The 17413-nt window shown below is 33.5% G+C and carries 18 protein-coding genes; 7 read left to right on the forward strand and 11 right to left on the reverse strand.

Annotated elements, in window-relative coordinates; genetic code table 11:
• Positions 1-135: 135 nt before the first annotated feature.
• Both msrA and ACODSB_RS11015 read right to left on the reverse strand, forming a co-directional pair.
• Positions 136-627, reverse strand: a complete 492-nt coding sequence (gene msrA, locus ACODSB_RS11010) for a peptide-methionine (S)-S-oxide reductase MsrA (protein ID WP_488937077.1) — start codon at positions 625-627, stop codon at positions 136-138.
• Positions 628-762: 135 nt separating this feature from the next.
• A complete protein-coding gene (locus ACODSB_RS11015) occupies positions 763-1089 on the reverse strand; it encodes a helix-turn-helix domain-containing protein (protein WP_488937078.1) in 327 nt (108 codons plus the stop codon).
• Between the two features lie 168 nt (positions 1090-1257).
• Between ACODSB_RS11015 and ACODSB_RS11020 the strand changes: the two genes are divergently transcribed.
• Positions 1258-1467, forward strand: coding sequence for a hypothetical protein (locus tag ACODSB_RS11020; protein ID WP_488937079.1), 210 nt, complete (start codon positions 1258-1260; stop codon positions 1465-1467).
• Positions 1468-1625: 158 nt separating this feature from the next.
• Here the strand turns inward: ACODSB_RS11020 and ACODSB_RS11025 are convergent, their stop codons facing one another.
• Together ACODSB_RS11025 and ACODSB_RS11030 are read right to left on the reverse strand one after the other, a co-directional pair.
• Positions 1626-1949: a nuclear transport factor 2 family protein gene (locus ACODSB_RS11025; protein ID WP_488937080.1), complete on the reverse strand. Its 324-nt coding sequence runs from the start codon at positions 1947-1949 to the stop codon at positions 1626-1628.
• A gap of 39 nt (positions 1950-1988) precedes the next feature.
• Positions 1989-2783 (reverse strand): SDR family oxidoreductase, encoded by a 795-nt coding sequence (locus ACODSB_RS11030; protein WP_488937081.1) that lies wholly within the window; start codon positions 2781-2783, stop codon positions 1989-1991.
• Between the two features lie 123 nt (positions 2784-2906).
• On the opposite strand from ACODSB_RS11030, the gene ACODSB_RS11035 reads away from it, so the two are divergent.
• Positions 2907-3287: a winged helix-turn-helix transcriptional regulator gene (locus ACODSB_RS11035; RefSeq protein ID WP_488937082.1), complete on the forward strand. Its 381-nt coding sequence runs from the start codon at positions 2907-2909 to the stop codon at positions 3285-3287.
• Between the two features lie 33 nt (positions 3288-3320).
• On the opposite strand, the gene ACODSB_RS11040 is transcribed toward ACODSB_RS11035, so the two are convergent.
• Entirely contained in the window at positions 3321-3791 is a 471-nt protein-coding gene (locus tag ACODSB_RS11040; protein WP_488937083.1) for a hypothetical protein, read from the reverse strand.
• Between the two features lie 2 nt (positions 3792-3793).
• A complete protein-coding gene (locus ACODSB_RS11045) occupies positions 3794-4774 on the reverse strand; it encodes a cytochrome P460 family protein (protein ID WP_488937084.1) in 981 nt (326 codons plus the stop codon).
• A 191-nt stretch (positions 4775-4965) separates the two neighbouring features.
• Between ACODSB_RS11045 and ACODSB_RS11050 the strand changes: the two genes are divergently transcribed.
• From ACODSB_RS11050 to ACODSB_RS11065, 4 genes are all read left to right on the forward strand, one after another.
• Positions 4966-6090 (forward strand): LytTR family transcriptional regulator DNA-binding domain-containing protein, encoded by a 1125-nt coding sequence (locus ACODSB_RS11050; protein ID WP_488937085.1) that lies wholly within the window; start codon positions 4966-4968, stop codon positions 6088-6090.
• A 228-nt stretch (positions 6091-6318) separates the two neighbouring features.
• Positions 6319-6909 (forward strand): TetR/AcrR family transcriptional regulator, encoded by a 591-nt coding sequence (locus ACODSB_RS11055; RefSeq protein WP_488937086.1) that lies wholly within the window; start codon positions 6319-6321, stop codon positions 6907-6909.
• Between the two features lie 122 nt (positions 6910-7031).
• The gene (locus tag ACODSB_RS11060) at positions 7032-7811 is read left to right on the forward strand and encodes an SDR family oxidoreductase (RefSeq protein WP_488937087.1); all 780 of its coding nucleotides are present in this window, start codon (positions 7032-7034) and stop codon (positions 7809-7811) included.
• Between the two features lie 10 nt (positions 7812-7821).
• Entirely contained in the window at positions 7822-8823 is a 1002-nt protein-coding gene (locus ACODSB_RS11065; RefSeq protein WP_488937088.1) for an NADP-dependent oxidoreductase, read from the forward strand.
• Positions 8824-9058: 235 nt separating this feature from the next.
• Here ACODSB_RS11065 and ACODSB_RS11070 read toward each other — a convergent pair whose 3' ends face one another.
• The 4 genes from ACODSB_RS11070 to ACODSB_RS11085 all read right to left on the reverse strand — a co-directional run bounded on the left by ACODSB_RS11070 (position 9059) and on the right by ACODSB_RS11085 (position 14476).
• Positions 9059-9580, reverse strand: a complete 522-nt coding sequence (locus ACODSB_RS11070) for a DUF4442 domain-containing protein (protein WP_488937089.1) — start codon at positions 9578-9580, stop codon at positions 9059-9061.
• 57 nt (positions 9581-9637) lie between these two features.
• Positions 9638-12007, reverse strand: coding sequence for an FdhF/YdeP family oxidoreductase (locus tag ACODSB_RS11075; protein ID WP_488937090.1), 2370 nt, complete (start codon positions 12005-12007; stop codon positions 9638-9640).
• Between the two features lie 87 nt (positions 12008-12094).
• The gene (gene fdhD, locus ACODSB_RS11080; RefSeq protein ID WP_488937091.1) at positions 12095-12964 is read right to left on the reverse strand and encodes a formate dehydrogenase accessory sulfurtransferase FdhD; all 870 of its coding nucleotides are present in this window, start codon (positions 12962-12964) and stop codon (positions 12095-12097) included.
• A gap of 210 nt (positions 12965-13174) precedes the next feature.
• A complete protein-coding gene (locus tag ACODSB_RS11085) occupies positions 13175-14476 on the reverse strand; it encodes a beta/gamma crystallin family protein (RefSeq protein ID WP_488937092.1) in 1302 nt (433 codons plus the stop codon).
• 453 nt (positions 14477-14929) lie between these two features.
• On the opposite strand from ACODSB_RS11085, the gene ppk1 reads away from it, so the two are divergent.
• Entirely contained in the window at positions 14930-16948 is a 2019-nt protein-coding gene (gene ppk1, locus ACODSB_RS11090; protein WP_488937093.1) for a polyphosphate kinase 1, read from the forward strand.
• Between the two features lie 89 nt (positions 16949-17037).
• Here the strand turns inward: ppk1 and ACODSB_RS11095 are convergent, their stop codons facing one another.
• Positions 17038-17358 (reverse strand): helix-turn-helix domain-containing protein, encoded by a 321-nt coding sequence (locus tag ACODSB_RS11095; protein WP_488937094.1) that lies wholly within the window; start codon positions 17356-17358, stop codon positions 17038-17040.
• Positions 17359-17413: the final 55 nt, after the last annotated feature.

The raw sequence follows: 17413 nt of genomic DNA on the forward strand, positions 1-17413 counted from the left end.
CTTTTTTTGTTTATTAAGTTGGTACCTGACTGCGATTTTAATTGTGTCATAAATGTCTATTGTTTTTCTGAAAACAGATAAAACAAAATTCTATATTACGATTAGATTTATTTTTAGATCAATACGAATAGCTCTTTACAAAAAAGTACCAAACCTTTCAAAATGACAAGTGTAGCCATTAGGATTTTTCACCAAATAATCCTGATGATATTCTTCTGCAGGCCAGAATTTTGTAAAAGGTTCAAGTGTAGTAACCACTTTTCCCTGCCATCTTCCCGAATCCTCAACTACTTTAATAATATCTTTCGCAGTTTCTTCTTCCTCTTTGTCCTGAATAAATATAGCAGATCTGTAACTTTCTCCAATATCATTTCCCTGTCTATTCATAGTTCTGGGATCATGCACTCTGTAAAAATAATCTAAAAGTTCACTGTATGATGTTTCGGCCGGATCGTACACAATTTCCAGACCTTCTGCATGTCCGGGATGATTAGCGTATGTTGGATTTTCATTATTTCCTCCTAAATAGCCAACCTGAGTATCTTTAACGCCGGGACGTACTCGGAATAAATCTTCCATTCCCCAAAAACATCCTCCAGCGATGTAGGCTTTTTTTAAATTTTCCATATTTTATATATCAAATAATGTGTTATTAGTCTGTGCGGTTATTTCTCTTTAAAAATGAAGCTAAAGATAAACCACTAATTCCAGATAAAGTTACTAAATATGATACTAAAATTGAAATCCAAAAGATAAATTCAATCAGGAAGCCCCTCGATTAAAACCTATCGTATCTCTGTAAATTTGAGGAGAGATATCGGTTTTACCTTTGAAAACCCTGCTGAAATAATATTCATCATCGTAACCCAGTTCGTAGGCAATTTCTTTAACGGTTTTGTTTGTGAGATATAATTCCCTTTTGGCTTCAACAATAATTCGTTCCGTAATCAAATCAGAGAGCGTCATGTTAAAATGATTTTTTGCAGTTCGGGCAAGAACAGTTGGGGTTACATGCAGCATGTCTGCGTAATCGCTTGCAGAATGTTTTGTTCTAAAATTAACGTCCATTATAAAGTAAAAATCATCCATTTTTCTCCATTGATTATCTCGGCAACTTTGCATCGATAATAACTCACATAAGTAGAACTTTAAAAAATAAACAATATGTCTGTTTCTGATTTATTTAAGCCTCTTACGCTGCTGCATGGTCGGCAATGAGAAACCGTTTCATGCTGGCACCATTAACAAGTCAGCAAAGTGAATTTGACGGCACTACATCCGAATACGATCAATATTGGATGGAACAATTGGCTCAAAGCGGTTACGCTTCAGGTAAAAGCAAATCCGATGTACGATAGTCCGCAATTGCCTGTAATGGCTGATTATCTGCGTCAGGGCGGATTGAGCGAACGCTTTATTGAAACCATGCGTGGATGGCAGACTTTTGTAAAGGCAGGTTCGCTGTAAAAGATTAATAACTAATGATATGCTATCATGAATCATCTTAACTGCAATACAATTATAAAAGAAAGTCCCGATGTATTATCATGGAATGAAGATAAATGTATAATTAGTTTTAATTAAACAAGGGAGTGATTAAAATCTGGCACTCCCTTGTTTTTTTATTATCCTGTAACTTTTAGATACTGAATTTGTCCATCAGCAATTTCAAAATGAAATTGTAATACAATTGGACTTCCTTCAAATGTACCTGAACACTCCGCAGATAAAACACTTGCATTGCCGTTTTCGGTATATTCAAGAGGTTTCATCACTGATTTGTATTTTTTGTTTGATTCTTCTATCCAGTTTTTTATTTCTGTTTTGCCTGTATGAGTTTCTCCTTCATCAAATGCAATTGCAGTTTCTGAAAAGCAATTGGCATAAGCTGTGCTGTCAAAATTGTTCTGAGCGTTTACTAAGTCTTTTATTACTTCTGGTAAGTTCATAATGTATCTGTTTTATTGTTCATCATTCTTTTTGAGAAATTAAATTGTTGGAACTGTTCCTCCATCGATAACAAATTCAGTTCCTGTTAAATAATTGGCTCTTGGTGAAACAAGAAAACCAACTAATTCAGCTACTTCTTCCGGCTCAGCAGGTCTGCCGTAAGGTATTCCCCCAAGTGCATCTATGACACCTTGTTGAGCTTGTTCTACAGTAATATTTGAGTTTCTTGCAATCTCACCCAGCCAGGCTGTCGATGCAGATGTATTTATCCATCCCGGCGAAACTGTCAGCACGCGGACACCTTTTGGAGTAACTTCATTTGATAAACTTTTACTGTAATTTATCAATCCGGCTTTTGCTGCGGCATAAGGTAAAGTAGAATCATAAAGGGGCAGTTTGCCCTGAATAGAAGCGATATGAATAATAACACCACTTTTTTGATCTATCATCTGCGGTAAAAATCCTCTGTCTAATCTCACGGGAGCTAGCAAATTTGCCTGCAGGGTTGATTCCCAGTCTTCATCACTTAATACGCTGTAACCTCCAGCGGGTGTTGAAGAAGATCCAAGGTTGTTCACAAGAATATCCAATCTCCCGTAAGCCGACAGCACTTCGCTAATTACTTTTTGTGTTCCTTCTGCCTTACTTAAATCTGTAGCAATGAAATGTAAATCCTCATCGGGTATTTCGGGTTGATTTCTGGCGCTGATAATTACTTTGGCACCTGCATTTTTTAAACGTTCGGCAATGGCTTTTCCAGCACCTTTTGTTCCTCCTGTTACCAGTGCAATTTTGCCTGATAGTTCGTTCTGATAATCGAATTGTTGTTTCATAGTGATTTCTTTTGTACAAATTTCAGAACTATGTAACTTTCTCACAAGTACGGAATTACGATTCAGATAGGGATAAATTTTTCCCCTATTGTACAAATCAGAACATAGGTTTACTTTTGTAATATGTATGAAAGAAAAACAATACCAAATTTAAACTGCGGACTCGACCTGATAGGTGAAGTGTTGTATGGCAAATGGAAGATACGCTTGCTTTGGTTTATTAACGAAGGCCATAAAAGACCAAGCGAATTGCAGCGCAAAATACCAGATGCTTCACGCAGGGTTTTGAATATCCAGTTGAACGAATTGGAGGAACATGAACTTGTTGTGAGGAAAATATATCCTGTAGTACCGCCAAAAGTAGAATACAGCCTTACTGAATTTGGAAAAACCCTGATTCCTGTAATAGGCGCTTTAGGAGGCTGGGGAGATGAAAATCAGGAACGGTTAAGGAAGTTAATTATTAAAAAATTTTCTAGCCTAACCGATCCCGAAGAACAATAAGATTTTTTCTAAAAATATAAACAGACTTTATTTTTAAGGCGTTTCTGCCAGACGTTTCGATAGTATTAAAGCTATTCTTTTGTTTTCATCATTAGAAGAAACTTTTTTTAACGGATGTCCGGCATACAATTCATATTTAGGAACAGCATTTCCTGTAAATTGTACTTTTTCGACACTAATAATCTGATCGGGAATATTAGCGCCATACCATAGTGAATCTGCTTTTTGTTTCCAGTTTACTTCATATAAAACAGCTCCATTAGGATAAGAACTGTCTGCATTTGTTTTTGCATGCTGTAAAGCAATTTTATTTCCGTATAAAGTAGACATAACAGCTTTATTGGGATTAATGGAAAATGTAATAGGGGATAATAACAAAGGATTTTCCGGCAGCGCATCTAATGCAGATACTGAAGCTTTTTCATTAAGATTATCTTTATTATTTCCGTTACATCCAGAAAGTATAATGATAAGTGCGATTATGATAGAATGAAGTGGTTTCATAATTATTTGGTTTTATTGTAAATATTAAATTTATTAACATCAAGATGCAGCGGAGTAGTAAAAACGTAATCATTGTTTTTGACCGGATTATGACAAGAAATACATTCCTGATCAAAGTTGGCAGTATCGCCGTACGGTTTTAAATCATTTCCTTTCCATCTTGCCCATCCCCATCCTTTTGTAGCTTCATATTTTTTTGCATCTTTTATCATAAATTCAACCTGAATAAATGCTCCGGCAGATATAGTTCCGTCAGCTTCTGTCTTTTGTTTCCAGGCTGTTTTGGCAAAAATAGCACCATCGGGCCAAGGATTAGTTTGATGTTCTGCTATAGCTTTTACAGCGATTTCGTTTCCATAAATAATACGCATACTGCCGTTGTCAAAACGATCTGAAGTGCTGACAGCTTTCCAGTTTCTAAAATCGGGGATGTATGAAATGTTATTTAGTGTAGGTTTAACTTTAGAGTAATCTGTTATTTTTTTATTTGGAAGTACTTTTTCAACATCCTTTGGAGCAGCGACAGGCGGTATTTCCTGATTTGGTTTTCGGACTGCTATTGTTGCTAAATAATTTTTTAAAACAGCGATAGAGCGATCATCTAATTTGGCAGAAGGATGAACGGCTGTATAACTTTTAAGCGGCATTTCGCCTGATAGTATTTTATTAAAAGCATAAAAAAGTGTCGCACTTTGTTTTGGCTTTTCTAATTTATCCCAATCAGAAAAATTCAACGCTTTTCGGCCATCCGTAATATGAGAAGCGACTATAAAATTGGCAGGCGTTATTTTGTCAAACCACGCAAGATTTACAGTATTAGAGTGGCAGTCAAAACAAGAGTTTCTTAAAATAGTATTTACCTCTGCAGGAACATTGGTTAAGTCCTTTGTTGGAATACTATATTCAATTTCTTCAGGTTTCCAAAATTGTAAAGCAATAAATGCAACCAGTAAAATTGCGAAGATTTTAAGTCCTTTTTTCATTTGTTTTATTTTTTTAGATGAAATAAATTATCAATTCAAAATTAGGCCTAATCCCAGTATTTAAAAGATTTAATTGGCTCAAAGGGGATTTTTTGACCTTGAAGCCGAAATATCAAAAGCTAAATAAATTGCTTATTTTAGCCTAAATAAAATTTTCTAAACGGGTTTCATTTTAAGGACTATAAATTTACATGAAAAAAGCACGCCTTTATACTTTGACACTTACAGGCATTAGTATTGTTGTTCTAATTATTAGTTTGATTTCTTCCAGTTATCTTTATTTGTCTGCCAAAGAAAAGTTGTGCAATAGTAAATTAGAATCGGGCGAGAGGGAAGTTCGGGAAATTTCCCGTTTATTGGAACAACAGCTTCGCAGCGGATTATCTAAAGATCAGGTAATTCATAATCTTCAGATAAGTATTGAAAATACAGATATAAAAAGTGATTTTATCTGTATGTACAATCAAAAAGGAATTGAACTCTGCCATCCTAATCCGGCGTTAATTGGGTTAAAAATCCAAGAGAATAATTCTCAGGTTAATGGCATAGGAAATAAAGAGTTTAAACCCTTAAGTACCGTTTTAGAACAGGGAGAAAAAATAGGAGGGATGCGAACATTTCCTAATGATCCAAAAAGAAAATCGGAAATAATAAATATAAATCCCGTTGCAGGAACAGACTGGATGGTGGCTTCGCATGCTAATTTAGCTGTTCTAGAAGAAGAATTATCAGATTTGTATCTGCAGTTTGTTGTGAGTCTGTTTTTAAGTACAGTTTTTATAAGTGTTTGCTGTTACTTAATGATACGACTTATTTATCGAAAATATGAACGAGTTTTTGATCTTGAAAAAGAGGATTTAAATTATAGGGTAAATGAGTTGCAGATCCTGAATTTACAGTTGAATTCAAATCAGCAGAAATTACAAAATGTGACAGATGATACTATTCAAAATGATACATCAAAAGAGTCTGAAATTCCAAAGAAAAGAATACTTACGTATCATAAAGATGAACTGATAAAATTAGATATACAAGAGATTGCCTATATTTTACTGGATACTGGGATTACGTATATCTATACTTTTGACAATCGCCAATATAACAGCAATAACAGTCTTGATGAGGTGATGAAATGGCTCGATCCAACTATTTTTTACAGAGCAAACAGGCAGTTTATAATTAACATAAATTCTATTAGCAGTATTTTGCTTTATGGAAAAAACCAGTTGAAACTAATTATAAAACCCGATCCCAAAATCGATATTATTATCAGTAAAAATAAAGTAGCTGAATTTAAGAGCTGGCTTGACCAGTAAAAATGCATAAATAACACATAAAAAAGCGCAGTCGTATTCTATAATTGCTACGCTTTTTTTAGATGCTTAAAATTATAAAGAACCGTTATGAGCTTTAATAACAATAACATATAAATAAAAAATTGTCCATTTAAAAAAGATAAGAAAGGAAATAAAAACAAAAAAAATGTATTATTTTGATTTTAAAATATACTTTTTAGTATATTTGTGCTCAATATTTTAAGTGTGATGTTAACAAAAGCAGAAAAAACCAAGCAATTTATTTTAGAAACAGCAGTACCTCTTTATAATGAAAAAGGTATTTCTGGTGTACATATAGACGATGTGCTGGCTGCTACAAAGCTTACAAAAGGCTGCTTATATGGTCATTTTGAAAATAAAGATGATCTTTCGGAACAGGTTATTGACCTGGCGCTTAAAATGACTTCTGACAATGTTAGAGCGGCAGTTTATAAAGGGAAAACGGCAAAAGGTAAAATATTTGCATTTATGGATTTTTATAAAAATCCGATTGATACACAAATCCCGGGAGGATGTCCAATATTTAATAATGCCGTAGAATCTGATGATAATTATCCTCTTGTAAAGAAGAAAATTGCCCAAATATTTAGAGCCGGTCAGGAAGAACTTACTGCATTGCTTCAACAAGGAATTGCTTCGGGTGAGTTTTCTAATGAACTTGATGCGGGTGTTTTTGCTTTTAAAATGGTAGCAGCAATTGAAGGAGGAGTGGTTATGTGCAGGGTTATGGATACAGCAAAGCCTCTGCAAGGTTTGATTAAAAGCCTAAAGTCTGAATTAGAACAATACTCAATTTAATTTTTTTTGCTTTAGAATAAACTAAAAAGTATATTTTAAAATAGACTAAAAAGTATATTTTTTTAAATTTTAATTACAAGAGATACAAGAATAAATAATTTAAACCAAAATTTAAAATTAACATGGATGTAAAAGGTAAAACAATATTAATTACCGGAGGAGCTTCCGGAATTGGGCTTGAATCTGCCAGACAGTTTTTAGCTGAAGGAGCAAGTGTAATTATTACGGGGAGAAATCAGGCTAAATTAGATGCTGCTAAAAAAATGTTTCCGGCATTAACAGTTATAAAAAGTGATGTTGAAAATGAAAATGATGCCGTATCGCTGTTTGAAAAAGTAACTTCTTTGGGCGGAATTGATATTTTGTATAATAATGCAGGCGTTGGAACTCCGGCTCTTAATCTTGGTATTGCAGATGATCAAATTTTAAAGAATGCCGTTTACGAAATGAATGTAAATTATTTTGGTGTTTTAAGACTCAATAATCTTTTTATCGATATGTTGAAATCCAGAAAAGAAAGTGCTATTATTAATACCACCTCTATTTTAAGTCTGGTACCAGCCTTAGAAGAGCCAACTTATTCGGCAACAAAAACGGCCTTAAGTTTTTATACAAAACTGCTTAGAAAGAATCTGGAAATAATAAACAGTACCGTAAAAGTATTTGAATTACTGCCTCCTGTTGTTGCAACAGAAATGACTGCAAAAAGAACGGATAAAAAAATGGCTCCTGAAGAACTGGTAAAAACACTTATTAACGGAATAAAAAAAGATCAGTTTACTATTCGTGCCGGAGACACAATAGCGTTGTATATCGTAAGCAGGTTTTTTCCAAAAATAGCTTTTAATTTAGTGAACCCTAAAAAGATTTATCCGAATTTAAAGTCATCCCTAAAATTATAAACTAAATAAGATGAAAGCATTTATAATTAATAAGTACAATAAAAAAGGAAGTCTGCAGTCTGCCGAAATGCCGATACCAAAACTAAAGGACAATGATATTTTGGTTGAAGTTCATGCAGCGGGAATTAATCTTTTAGATTCTAAAATAAAATCAGGAGAATTTAAACTTATTCTGCCTTATAAACTGCCATTAATTTTAGGGCATGATGCTGCTGGAGTAGTGGTACAGGCAGGTAAAAATGTAAAGAAGTTTAAAGTTGGCGATGAGGTTTATGCCAGACCTTCAGATTATCGTATAGGTACATTTGCAGAGTTTATTGCCATAGACGAAAAAGATGCGGCACTTAAACCTAAAAACATTTCGATGGAAGCAGCAGCTTCTATTCCTTTAGTAGCGCTTACGGCATGGCAGGTTTTGATTGAAAAGGCTCAAGTTAAAGCAGGACAAAAAGTGTTTATTCAGGCCGGTTCTGGAGGTGTAGGAACTATTGCAATTCAGCTGGCTAAACATTTAGGAGCTGTAACTGCTTCTACGGCAAGTGCAAAAAGTTTCGATTTGCTTAAAGATTTGGGTACTGATGTTATTATTGATTACCAGAATAGTGATTTTGAAAACATTTTGAGTGATTATGATGTGGTATTAAACAGTCAGGATCAAAAAACGCTCGAAAAATCACTTAAAATAGTAAAACCGGGAGGAAAACTTATTTCTATTTCCGGGCCGCCGACTCCTGATTTTGCAAAAGAAATTGGAGCTCCATGGTTTATCAAAATGATTCTTTCTTTACTAAGTTCAGGGATTCGCAAAAAAGCAAAAAATAAAAATGTCGATTATTCTTTTTTATTTATGAAGGCAGACGGACAGCAGTTAAAAGAAATCGCAGCGATGATTGAAGCAGATATAATTAAACCGGTAATAGATAAGATTTTTCCATTTGATAAAACCAACGAAGCATTATCGTATGTAGAAAGCGGACGCGCAAAAGGTAAAGTAGTGGTTAAAATAAAATAATGATCTTCTTTTAAATATACAGATTAACATTTTTCATTTTAAAACGAGCACCTAAATTACAGCATAGTTATAAATGATTTTTCATTTATTGTAGCCCTATAAAGTAGTTTTAACGAAGATTATTTATAATCTAAATTCGGGGATGGAATTTAACTGATTTAAGCCAAAACCGAATGCTTGTTTTAAATTAAAAATGCTGTATCCATTGAGTTTTAAAGCTAAACGTTATAGCTTTTTATTTTCTCTTTTCTCTTTTCTTTTTAAAATAGCTTTTATCAGCAATGTAAATTGTTTTGCGAACCTCACAATATGTGATCGATTTATCTTTGTTTGTAAGCAATGTAGTTTTTACAATTTCTAATTCATTCTGTTGCTTAATCTTATCCTTAATTTCGCCCAGTTCTTCTAGAGTAAAAATGAAATCGGCATATAAATTCTCTTTTGCAGGTCTTTTAAAATAAATCTCGGCTGTTTTATCCCATACTACAAAATTTTCATCTAAAAGATTGATCAATTGTACCATCGGAATTGGATCTACTGCAGCAAACATGCTTCCTCCAAAAATAGAGTTTACATAATTTTTGTTTTTATAACTTATAGGAAGCTTTATTTGAATTTGCAATAAATCCTGCGATACATTTACAATTCTGGCAGTACTTCTTCGGTACATTGGAGACAGATTAAATCCGTACTTAAAAAGTTTTGGTTTCCCGATATACTTCGAACCTACTGCTGCTATTTTTTGATATACCGACATTTAAATTTGATTTGAGTGTTATTTTTAATGAATTGATTGGAGAAGATTTGCAAATTTTTACAAACGACTTATTCTTTCATAAATTTTAGGATCGTGTTTTCTAACTTTAATTTTTACATATTTTGAGGCCGGCATATTACTATCCTTAACCACATTATTTACAGAAACCAAAACGTTTGTTTCAGGAAAATAAGTAACCGTGTTTTTCTCAGGGATTTGATACGAAACAATAACAAACAAAGGTGCAATTCTTTCGATATTATCATCATAATTAAATAAATCGACTTTATCGCCAGCTTTAAATCCTCCTTGTTCAATATCTTTTTCGTTCATAAATATTACCCTGCGTTCATTTTTTACACCGCGATAACGATCATCAAGACCGTAAATTGTGGTATTAAACTGGTCGTGCGTTCGGGTGCTTGCCATCATATATTCATCTGGAGCAAGTTCGTTTTTTGGAATTTCCGTTAATGTAAAAGGTGCGCGGTCTCCAAAATCTTTAGTAATAAATTTTCCATCACGTGCCGCATTCGGTAAATGGAAACCTCCTTTTTGGCGTACTTTTTCATTATAATTCTCAAAACCGGGAATACATTTTTCAATGGCATCTCTCACATCATCATAACTGTCATGATAACGCTGCCAGTCAACAACCGATTTATTTCCCAGCGTTGCCATGGCCAATTTACATACAATCTGAGTTTCATTAATAAGATTGTCAGATACAGGTTTGAGCATTCCTTTTGACGACTGCACAACGCCCATTGAATTTTCGGTAGTTATAAATTGTGCTTCACCATTAACTATATCAATATCGCTTCGGGATAATGTTGGTAATATAATCGCTTCTTGTCCGTGAATTAAATGACTGCGATTTAGTTTTGTAGATACATTTACGGTTAGATTGAGTTTTCTTAACGCGCTTGCTGTATACGTTGTGTCAGGAGTTGCCGATAAAAAATTGCCTCCCATACAAAATAGTAATTTTACTTTTTCTTCCTTCATGGCTTTAATGGCTCTCACAACATCATATCCGTGTGTACGAGGCGGATTAAAGCCAAAATAAGCCTGAAGGCGATCTAATTGTTCGTTAGTAGGTTTTTCATCAATCATCATGGTTCTGTTTCCCTGAACATTGCTATGACCACGAACAGGGCAGACACCTGCACCGGGTTTACCAATACTTCCTTTAAGCAATAAAATATTAAGAATTTCTCTAATCATTTCTACGCCGTTGGGCTGCTGCGTAAGTCCCATTCCCCAGCAGACAATGATTCGTTTTTTGAAAGCGATGATTTCTGCAGCTTCATAAAGTGCTTCTTTAGAAACGCCTGAAAGTTGTACAAGTTCATCTAAATTATAATCATCAAATTGTTTTAGAAAAGCTTCATATCCCGTAGTTTTTTCTTCGATGAAATCATAATCAAAGACTTTTCCGGGATTTTTATTCTCCAATTCCAATAATATAATTTCAAGGGCTTTTAAAAGCGCCATATCGCCATTTATTTTTACCGGAAGAAAAAGATCAGCTAGTTTGACACCGCTTCCAATGATTCCGTTAATTTCCTGCGGGTTATGAAAACCCATTAAACCCGCTTCCGGCAACGGATTAACAGCGATAATTTTTGCTCCGTTTTTTTTACCTTTTGCCAATGCAGTCAGCATTCTTGGAGCATTTGTTCCGGGATTTTGACCAATAATTACAATTACATCAGTATCATAAAAATCATCTAATGTTACAGTTCCTTTTCCAATTCCGATTGTAGTTCTTAAAGCTGATCCAGATGTTTCATGGCACATATTAGAACAATCAGGCATATTGTTGGTTCCGAATTCTTTTGCAAAAAGCTGATAAAGAAATGATGTTTCATTGCTTGTTCTTCCCGAAGTATAAAAAGCAGCTTCATCTGGTGATTCTAATGCGTTGAGATGTTCTGCTATTTTTGTGAATGCATTATCCCAGCTTATAGGTTCATAGTGCGTTCCATTTTTAGGAAGATACATAGGTTCGGTCAATCTTCCCATTTTTCCAATTTGATAATCGTCTAATTGGGCAAGATCGTAGACAGAATTTTGTTTGAAAAAATCAGCTGTAACTTTTTTGGTCGTCGCTTCTTCCGCTAAAGCTTTAACTCCGTTTTCGCAGTATTCTCCCAAAGGCGAACGATCATCATCTGGATCAGGCCATGCACAGCTCGGACAGTCAAAACCACCTTTTTGATTCATCTTAAACAAAGCTTGTGTCCCGCGAACAAGCGTTTTTTCTTCAATAAGATCACTAAAAGCGGAGATAACAGCAGGAACGCCGGCAGCCCATTTCCCTGTTTTTGTGAGTTTAAGATCTAAAAGTTTATATGGATTTTCGGCATTGGGTTCTTTTGTAATTTTATCCTTGATGTCTTTTGGAGATTTATCTTCTTTCATGACTTTTGCATTTAATTGGCTTATTCGCAGAAATTGGAATAATTATGATTTTACTATCAGTTATAGAAACAAGTGTTGTTAATTTTATTAGAAGTTGATTACAACCTGATCACTGGAATTATAGATATTAAATCGGTATTCTTTAAGAAAACCCAAAAGAGTAATATTAAATTCTCTAGCCAATTCTACAGCAAGACTCGACGGAGCACCAATGGCAACTACTACTGATATTCCTGCCATAGCCGCTTTTTGAATTAACTCAAAACTAGCTCTTCCGCTAAGGAGTAATATATGTTTATTTAAAGGAAGTAAATTATTTGCAAAAGCACTGCCAATTAGTTTATCCAACGCATTATGACGTCCAACATCTTCCTGTAAAAAAACTAAATCGCCTTCAATAGTAAAAAGTCCCGACGCATGAATACCGCCAGTAACGGCAAAACTACTTTGAGCTGCTTTTAATTTGTTTGATAATTGATAAAGTACTTCCGCAGCGATATTTAGTTTTGGATTGTCTAAAGGGTTAAAAGTACTGACCGTTTTGATGGATTGTATGGAACTTTTTCCGCAAACGCCGCAGCTTGATGTGGTATAAAAATTCCGATCTGACGACATCAAATGCGGAATGAAATCTTCAACTAAATCTACCTGAACAATATTTTTCTTTTGAAAGGAACAATCTGTATTGGTGTGATAAACTTTTTTGACGTCCTGATAAGATGTTATAATGCCTTCGGTAAATAAAAAACCAATGGCAAGATCAAAATCATTGCCTGGCGTACGCATTGTTACCGAGATATTTTTGTGTGTTTTTTCGGCTTCAGGGCCGTAAGAAATTCTTATTTCAAGCGGTTCTTCTACAGAAAGAATGTCTAATATAGATGTACTTTCAAATCCGTTCACTTTTGTAATGCAAACCTCTTTAATGGAAACTAATTCCAAATCATTCATTTCCATGTAAAATCATTAAATGTTGATACGTAAAATTAATAAAAAATGATTTATAAGAAGATTTTTCTCCTTGTAATTAAACCGTTTTTAAGGAATTAAATTACTATAATTTATGCCATTTTAATTGAAATTAGGAATTTGGATAAAAACAAAAAAAATATGCAGACAAGAAAACAATTAAGCTTCTTGTCTGCATATTTAAATTAAAAAGTCAGTTTATATCACGCTGATTTTTATAGAACTAGCTTTATCATTAAAACCTCCTAAACAACTATTGTTTCCTGTTACAACAACAGATTCTCCTCCAAAATTATCGTTTTGGTAGAATGTAATTTTGTATCCATTTTCTAAACGAACAGAAGATAAATCATCATTTGCAATACCATACGATTTTAACTGAGCCAATGTGTAATCGCCCGCAGGCAAAGCAATTGCATAACCTGTATAGCTGCAATTTTGGTAAACTGTAACAACGCCTCCGGCAGAACTATTATATTTATTATCAGTATAGATATGTGACAAATTGCCTACGCCATCAAAATAATTATCGGCTAATTTTGCAGGATCTGTTGCAAATTCTCCGCCTTGTACAATAGCATCATTTCCGTCATTCCACGCCCACGGAGCATTAGCACCGCCGGTTTTAAAATCATTTCCTTTAAATCCCCCACCCGGGCTGGAAAACAATTCAGTATTGAATCTTTGATCCCATAATCCTCCGGTTTCAAAAATATCAACAAGTTTATATTCCACGTAAGTGTCATAATTATTAGATGGTATTTGTGCAGTTCCACTTGCCGAAGGATAGTAAATAATTCCGTCTCCATCTATATCGTGCTGCGGCCACGCTTTAAGGCTGTGTCCTTTAGAATCTTGCGCTGTAATAGGGTGCAATTCTCCGTTATAATCTCTCATTTGTAATGTTCCGTCAACACTTTCCAATCCGCTTACAAAAGAACTTCCGGATGGTACATAAGAGAAAAAATCTGAATGACTTACAGTAACCGCTCCTTTTAAAGAACCATAAGTTGAACCATCTTTTTCTACAATCATCAATATACCTTCTAAATCATTTTCATGCTGATCTAAATTGTATAAAAATGGATTATCTGTCCAATCGCGTGGAGAGAAAAAAGCATAAGTAATAAACCAATGTGTATTTGATTCTACCACTGAATAGTAGCAATGTGCCGCTAAAGAGTTGGCATAAGCAGGAAGATTGTTCCAGTTGTTTTCGGCATTCCAGTCGTTGTCGTAGTTAATGGCAGTAAGATAATCTGATTTTCCTCCTTCGGCATAAGTTCCTGTAGCGTCTACATCTTTGTAATGAATAGGAGCCCATCTTCTTGCCAAATTAGAACTTGCTGAAATACTCATTTTTTTGAAATTTTGCTGCTCTTTTGCAACAGCAGAATTTTCGCTTTCTTCTAATGTCGTATCCTGACATGAGAATGTAATGGCCGACAGCATAATAATTAAGGCTCTACTTAATACCTTTTTTGGATTCTGTTTTTTCATAATTCTAGTTTTAATGGTTTATAACATATTTAAATTCAATGATTTTTATAAATTATTTGATAGCAATAACCAACTGAGAAATAAAAAGTAATCAGCTTTGTTTTCTGGAAATTTTGTCGATAGAACGGATTGATTTTGAATTATAATTCTTACTACTTGTAAGTACCTTAAAAGAGAAATCGTACTATCGAGGCAGTATTATAATACGGTTAACAAAAAGTTAATAGGATTAAGATTATTTATTGTTTTTGAAGCCAATAAAAAAGAAGACGATATTTAGCATATATCAACGTAATAATGAGATTTCGATATAAGCTATAACAATGATATTATGCGGATTAGGTTATGTTACCAATAAATTAAATTATGGTTAACAGCCCATTTGTATTTATATTTTAAAATAATTAATCCTGAAATTTACAAGTATCAATAAAGTATAAACCAATTTTTTACGTGCAAAACCATCTTATACCTTCAGAAATTTCGTGGCTCTCTTTCAATAATTGTATTTTGGATGAAGCCGATGATTCCAATAATTCGTTATATGAAAGGATTAAGTTTTTAGCCATTCATTCTTCTAATTTAGATGAATTTTTCAGGGTTAAAATCAGAAAACTGCTGACTAAAAATTCAAAAAAGAATACAGAATTACTCAATAAAATTTTAGCCGAAGTAAATCTCCAGCAAAACAGATTCGGGGCAATTTGGAAGAAATCAATTCTGCCAGAATTAGCCGCTAATAATATTGTTTACTATGAAAATCAAGAGCTTCTTGAAGAGCATCTTGAGGAGATTGAGTATTATTTTAAAAGTATTATTCTCTCTTATATTCAGGTTATTTATATTTCAATAAACCAGCCTAAAACGTATTTTTTAAACAATCGCAGTTTATACTTTTTGGTAAAGTTAAAAGATACTTCGGGTAACTTTAATTATGCTTATTTGAATATTCCTTCGGATAAACTGGACCGATTTAAACAATTGCAAAGTCAGGGTGACACGCATTATATTATTTCGATCGATACTATTATCAAGAATTGTTTATCCCTTATATTTCCTTCCGGAAAAGTGGTTTCCTGTAATGCTATAAAATTAAATAGAGATGAAAATTATTTGATTGAAGATGAAAATTCAGGAGATTTAATAGCGAAAATTGAAGCAAAAATTGAAGAACGAAAACGCGGTTCATCGACAAGATTTCTGTATGATTCTAATATGGATGCTGAAACAATTTCGGTATGTAAAAAAACGTTCCGTCTTAAAAAAGATGAAATGATAAAAGGCGGAAGCCATCATAATTTGTATGATTTATTCAAGTTTCCAAATCCTGTAAAACCAAATCTTCAGGGAACAAATTATCCGGGTCTCAAACATTTGCCATTTGAAAGCAAGAAATCTATTTTTGAAGTTATTGACAAAAAAAATCAATTATTGCACTTTCCGTATCAATCGTATTATTATGTACTTCAGTTTTTTAATCAGGCGGCAATTAACAGAAATGTTCTGGAGATAAAAATTACTTTATACCGAATTTCATCGCAGTCATTAATTGCAAATGCTTTAATAAGTGCCGCCAAAAACGGCAAAAAAGTAACTGTTTTTGTAGAAGTAAAAGCACGTTTTGATGAATACAATAATTTATTCTGGTCCCGCGAAATGAAAAATGCCGGAATAAAAATCATTCAAAGTATGCCGAATTTAAAGGTTCACGCAAAAGTGGCGATGGTGACTATGAAAGACAAATACGGAAATAAAAAATACTATAATTATTTATCGACCGGAAATTTTAATGAAAGTACAGCCAATATTTATTCTGATTTTGGATTTTTTACCTCAGAAAAAAAATACACAGATGATCTAAAAAAAGTCTTTGCATTTTTGAAAACGAAGAAAAAAGCAGGCGCACCAAAACATATTCTCGCCGCAGGCTTCAATATGAAAGAGAAGTTAATAGAATTGATAGATACCGAAATAGAAAATAAAAAAGCGGGCAGAGAAGCAGCCGTTTTTTTAAAAGTAAACGGAGTCGATGAAAAAGATATTATCGACAAACTTATTGAAGCAAGCAGGGCAGGTGTTGAAGTAACATTAATTGTCCGCGGCATTTGCACCTTATTGCCGGGAATAAAATATGCAACCGAGAATATAAAAATCTATAGGATTGTAGATATGTTTTTAGAACATTCAAGAATTTACAAATTTGCAAATAATGGAGAGGAAAAAATCTATTTATCATCAGCCGATATGTTAAGCCGAAATTTAAACAGAAGAATTGAGGTTGCTTATCCGTTGTATGATGAAAAACATATTGAAGAAATTAATACAATCATTCAGTTACAACTAGAAGATAACACAAAAAGAAGAACCATAAATAGTGAAGGAAATAATGAATTGGAGATTCTGAATATTGACGAACCAAGACGCGCGCAAACTGAAATTTATGATTGGCTTGGGGAGTGTAATATGGAATAATGTTTATGAGATATATCAAAAAAAAGCCTGACTGCAAAGTCAGGCTTTTTGCTATAATACTTTATTTGGAATTTATTTTTTGATGGTTGTCAACCGTTTTTTAAAGATTTTATAATCTGGTCTTTTTGCTTACTATCTTCTACAATTTTCTGGAATTCATTAAAAATGATTTCAATGGAATGATTTATATTAAAATGATCGGTTTTAACTGTTTTCTTATTTAAGAAGTATTCAAAACTCTTATTAAAAACAGAGCAGATTTTTATCATCAAATAAAAATCAATTTTTTTTGCTTTTCCATTTTCAATCTTTGATAATTCACTTTGTGAAATATTCAATTCAGCAGCTAACCTGCTTTGTGAAAGATCTTTTTCTTCTCTCAATTTCTTGATTTTAAATCCTACTGGCATATGGATATGCAAACAAAAACTGGAGAAAAAGTTAAGCTACATTTTTATAATTAGT

It is taken from the genome of Flavobacterium sp. FG68 (assembly GCF_057808895.1).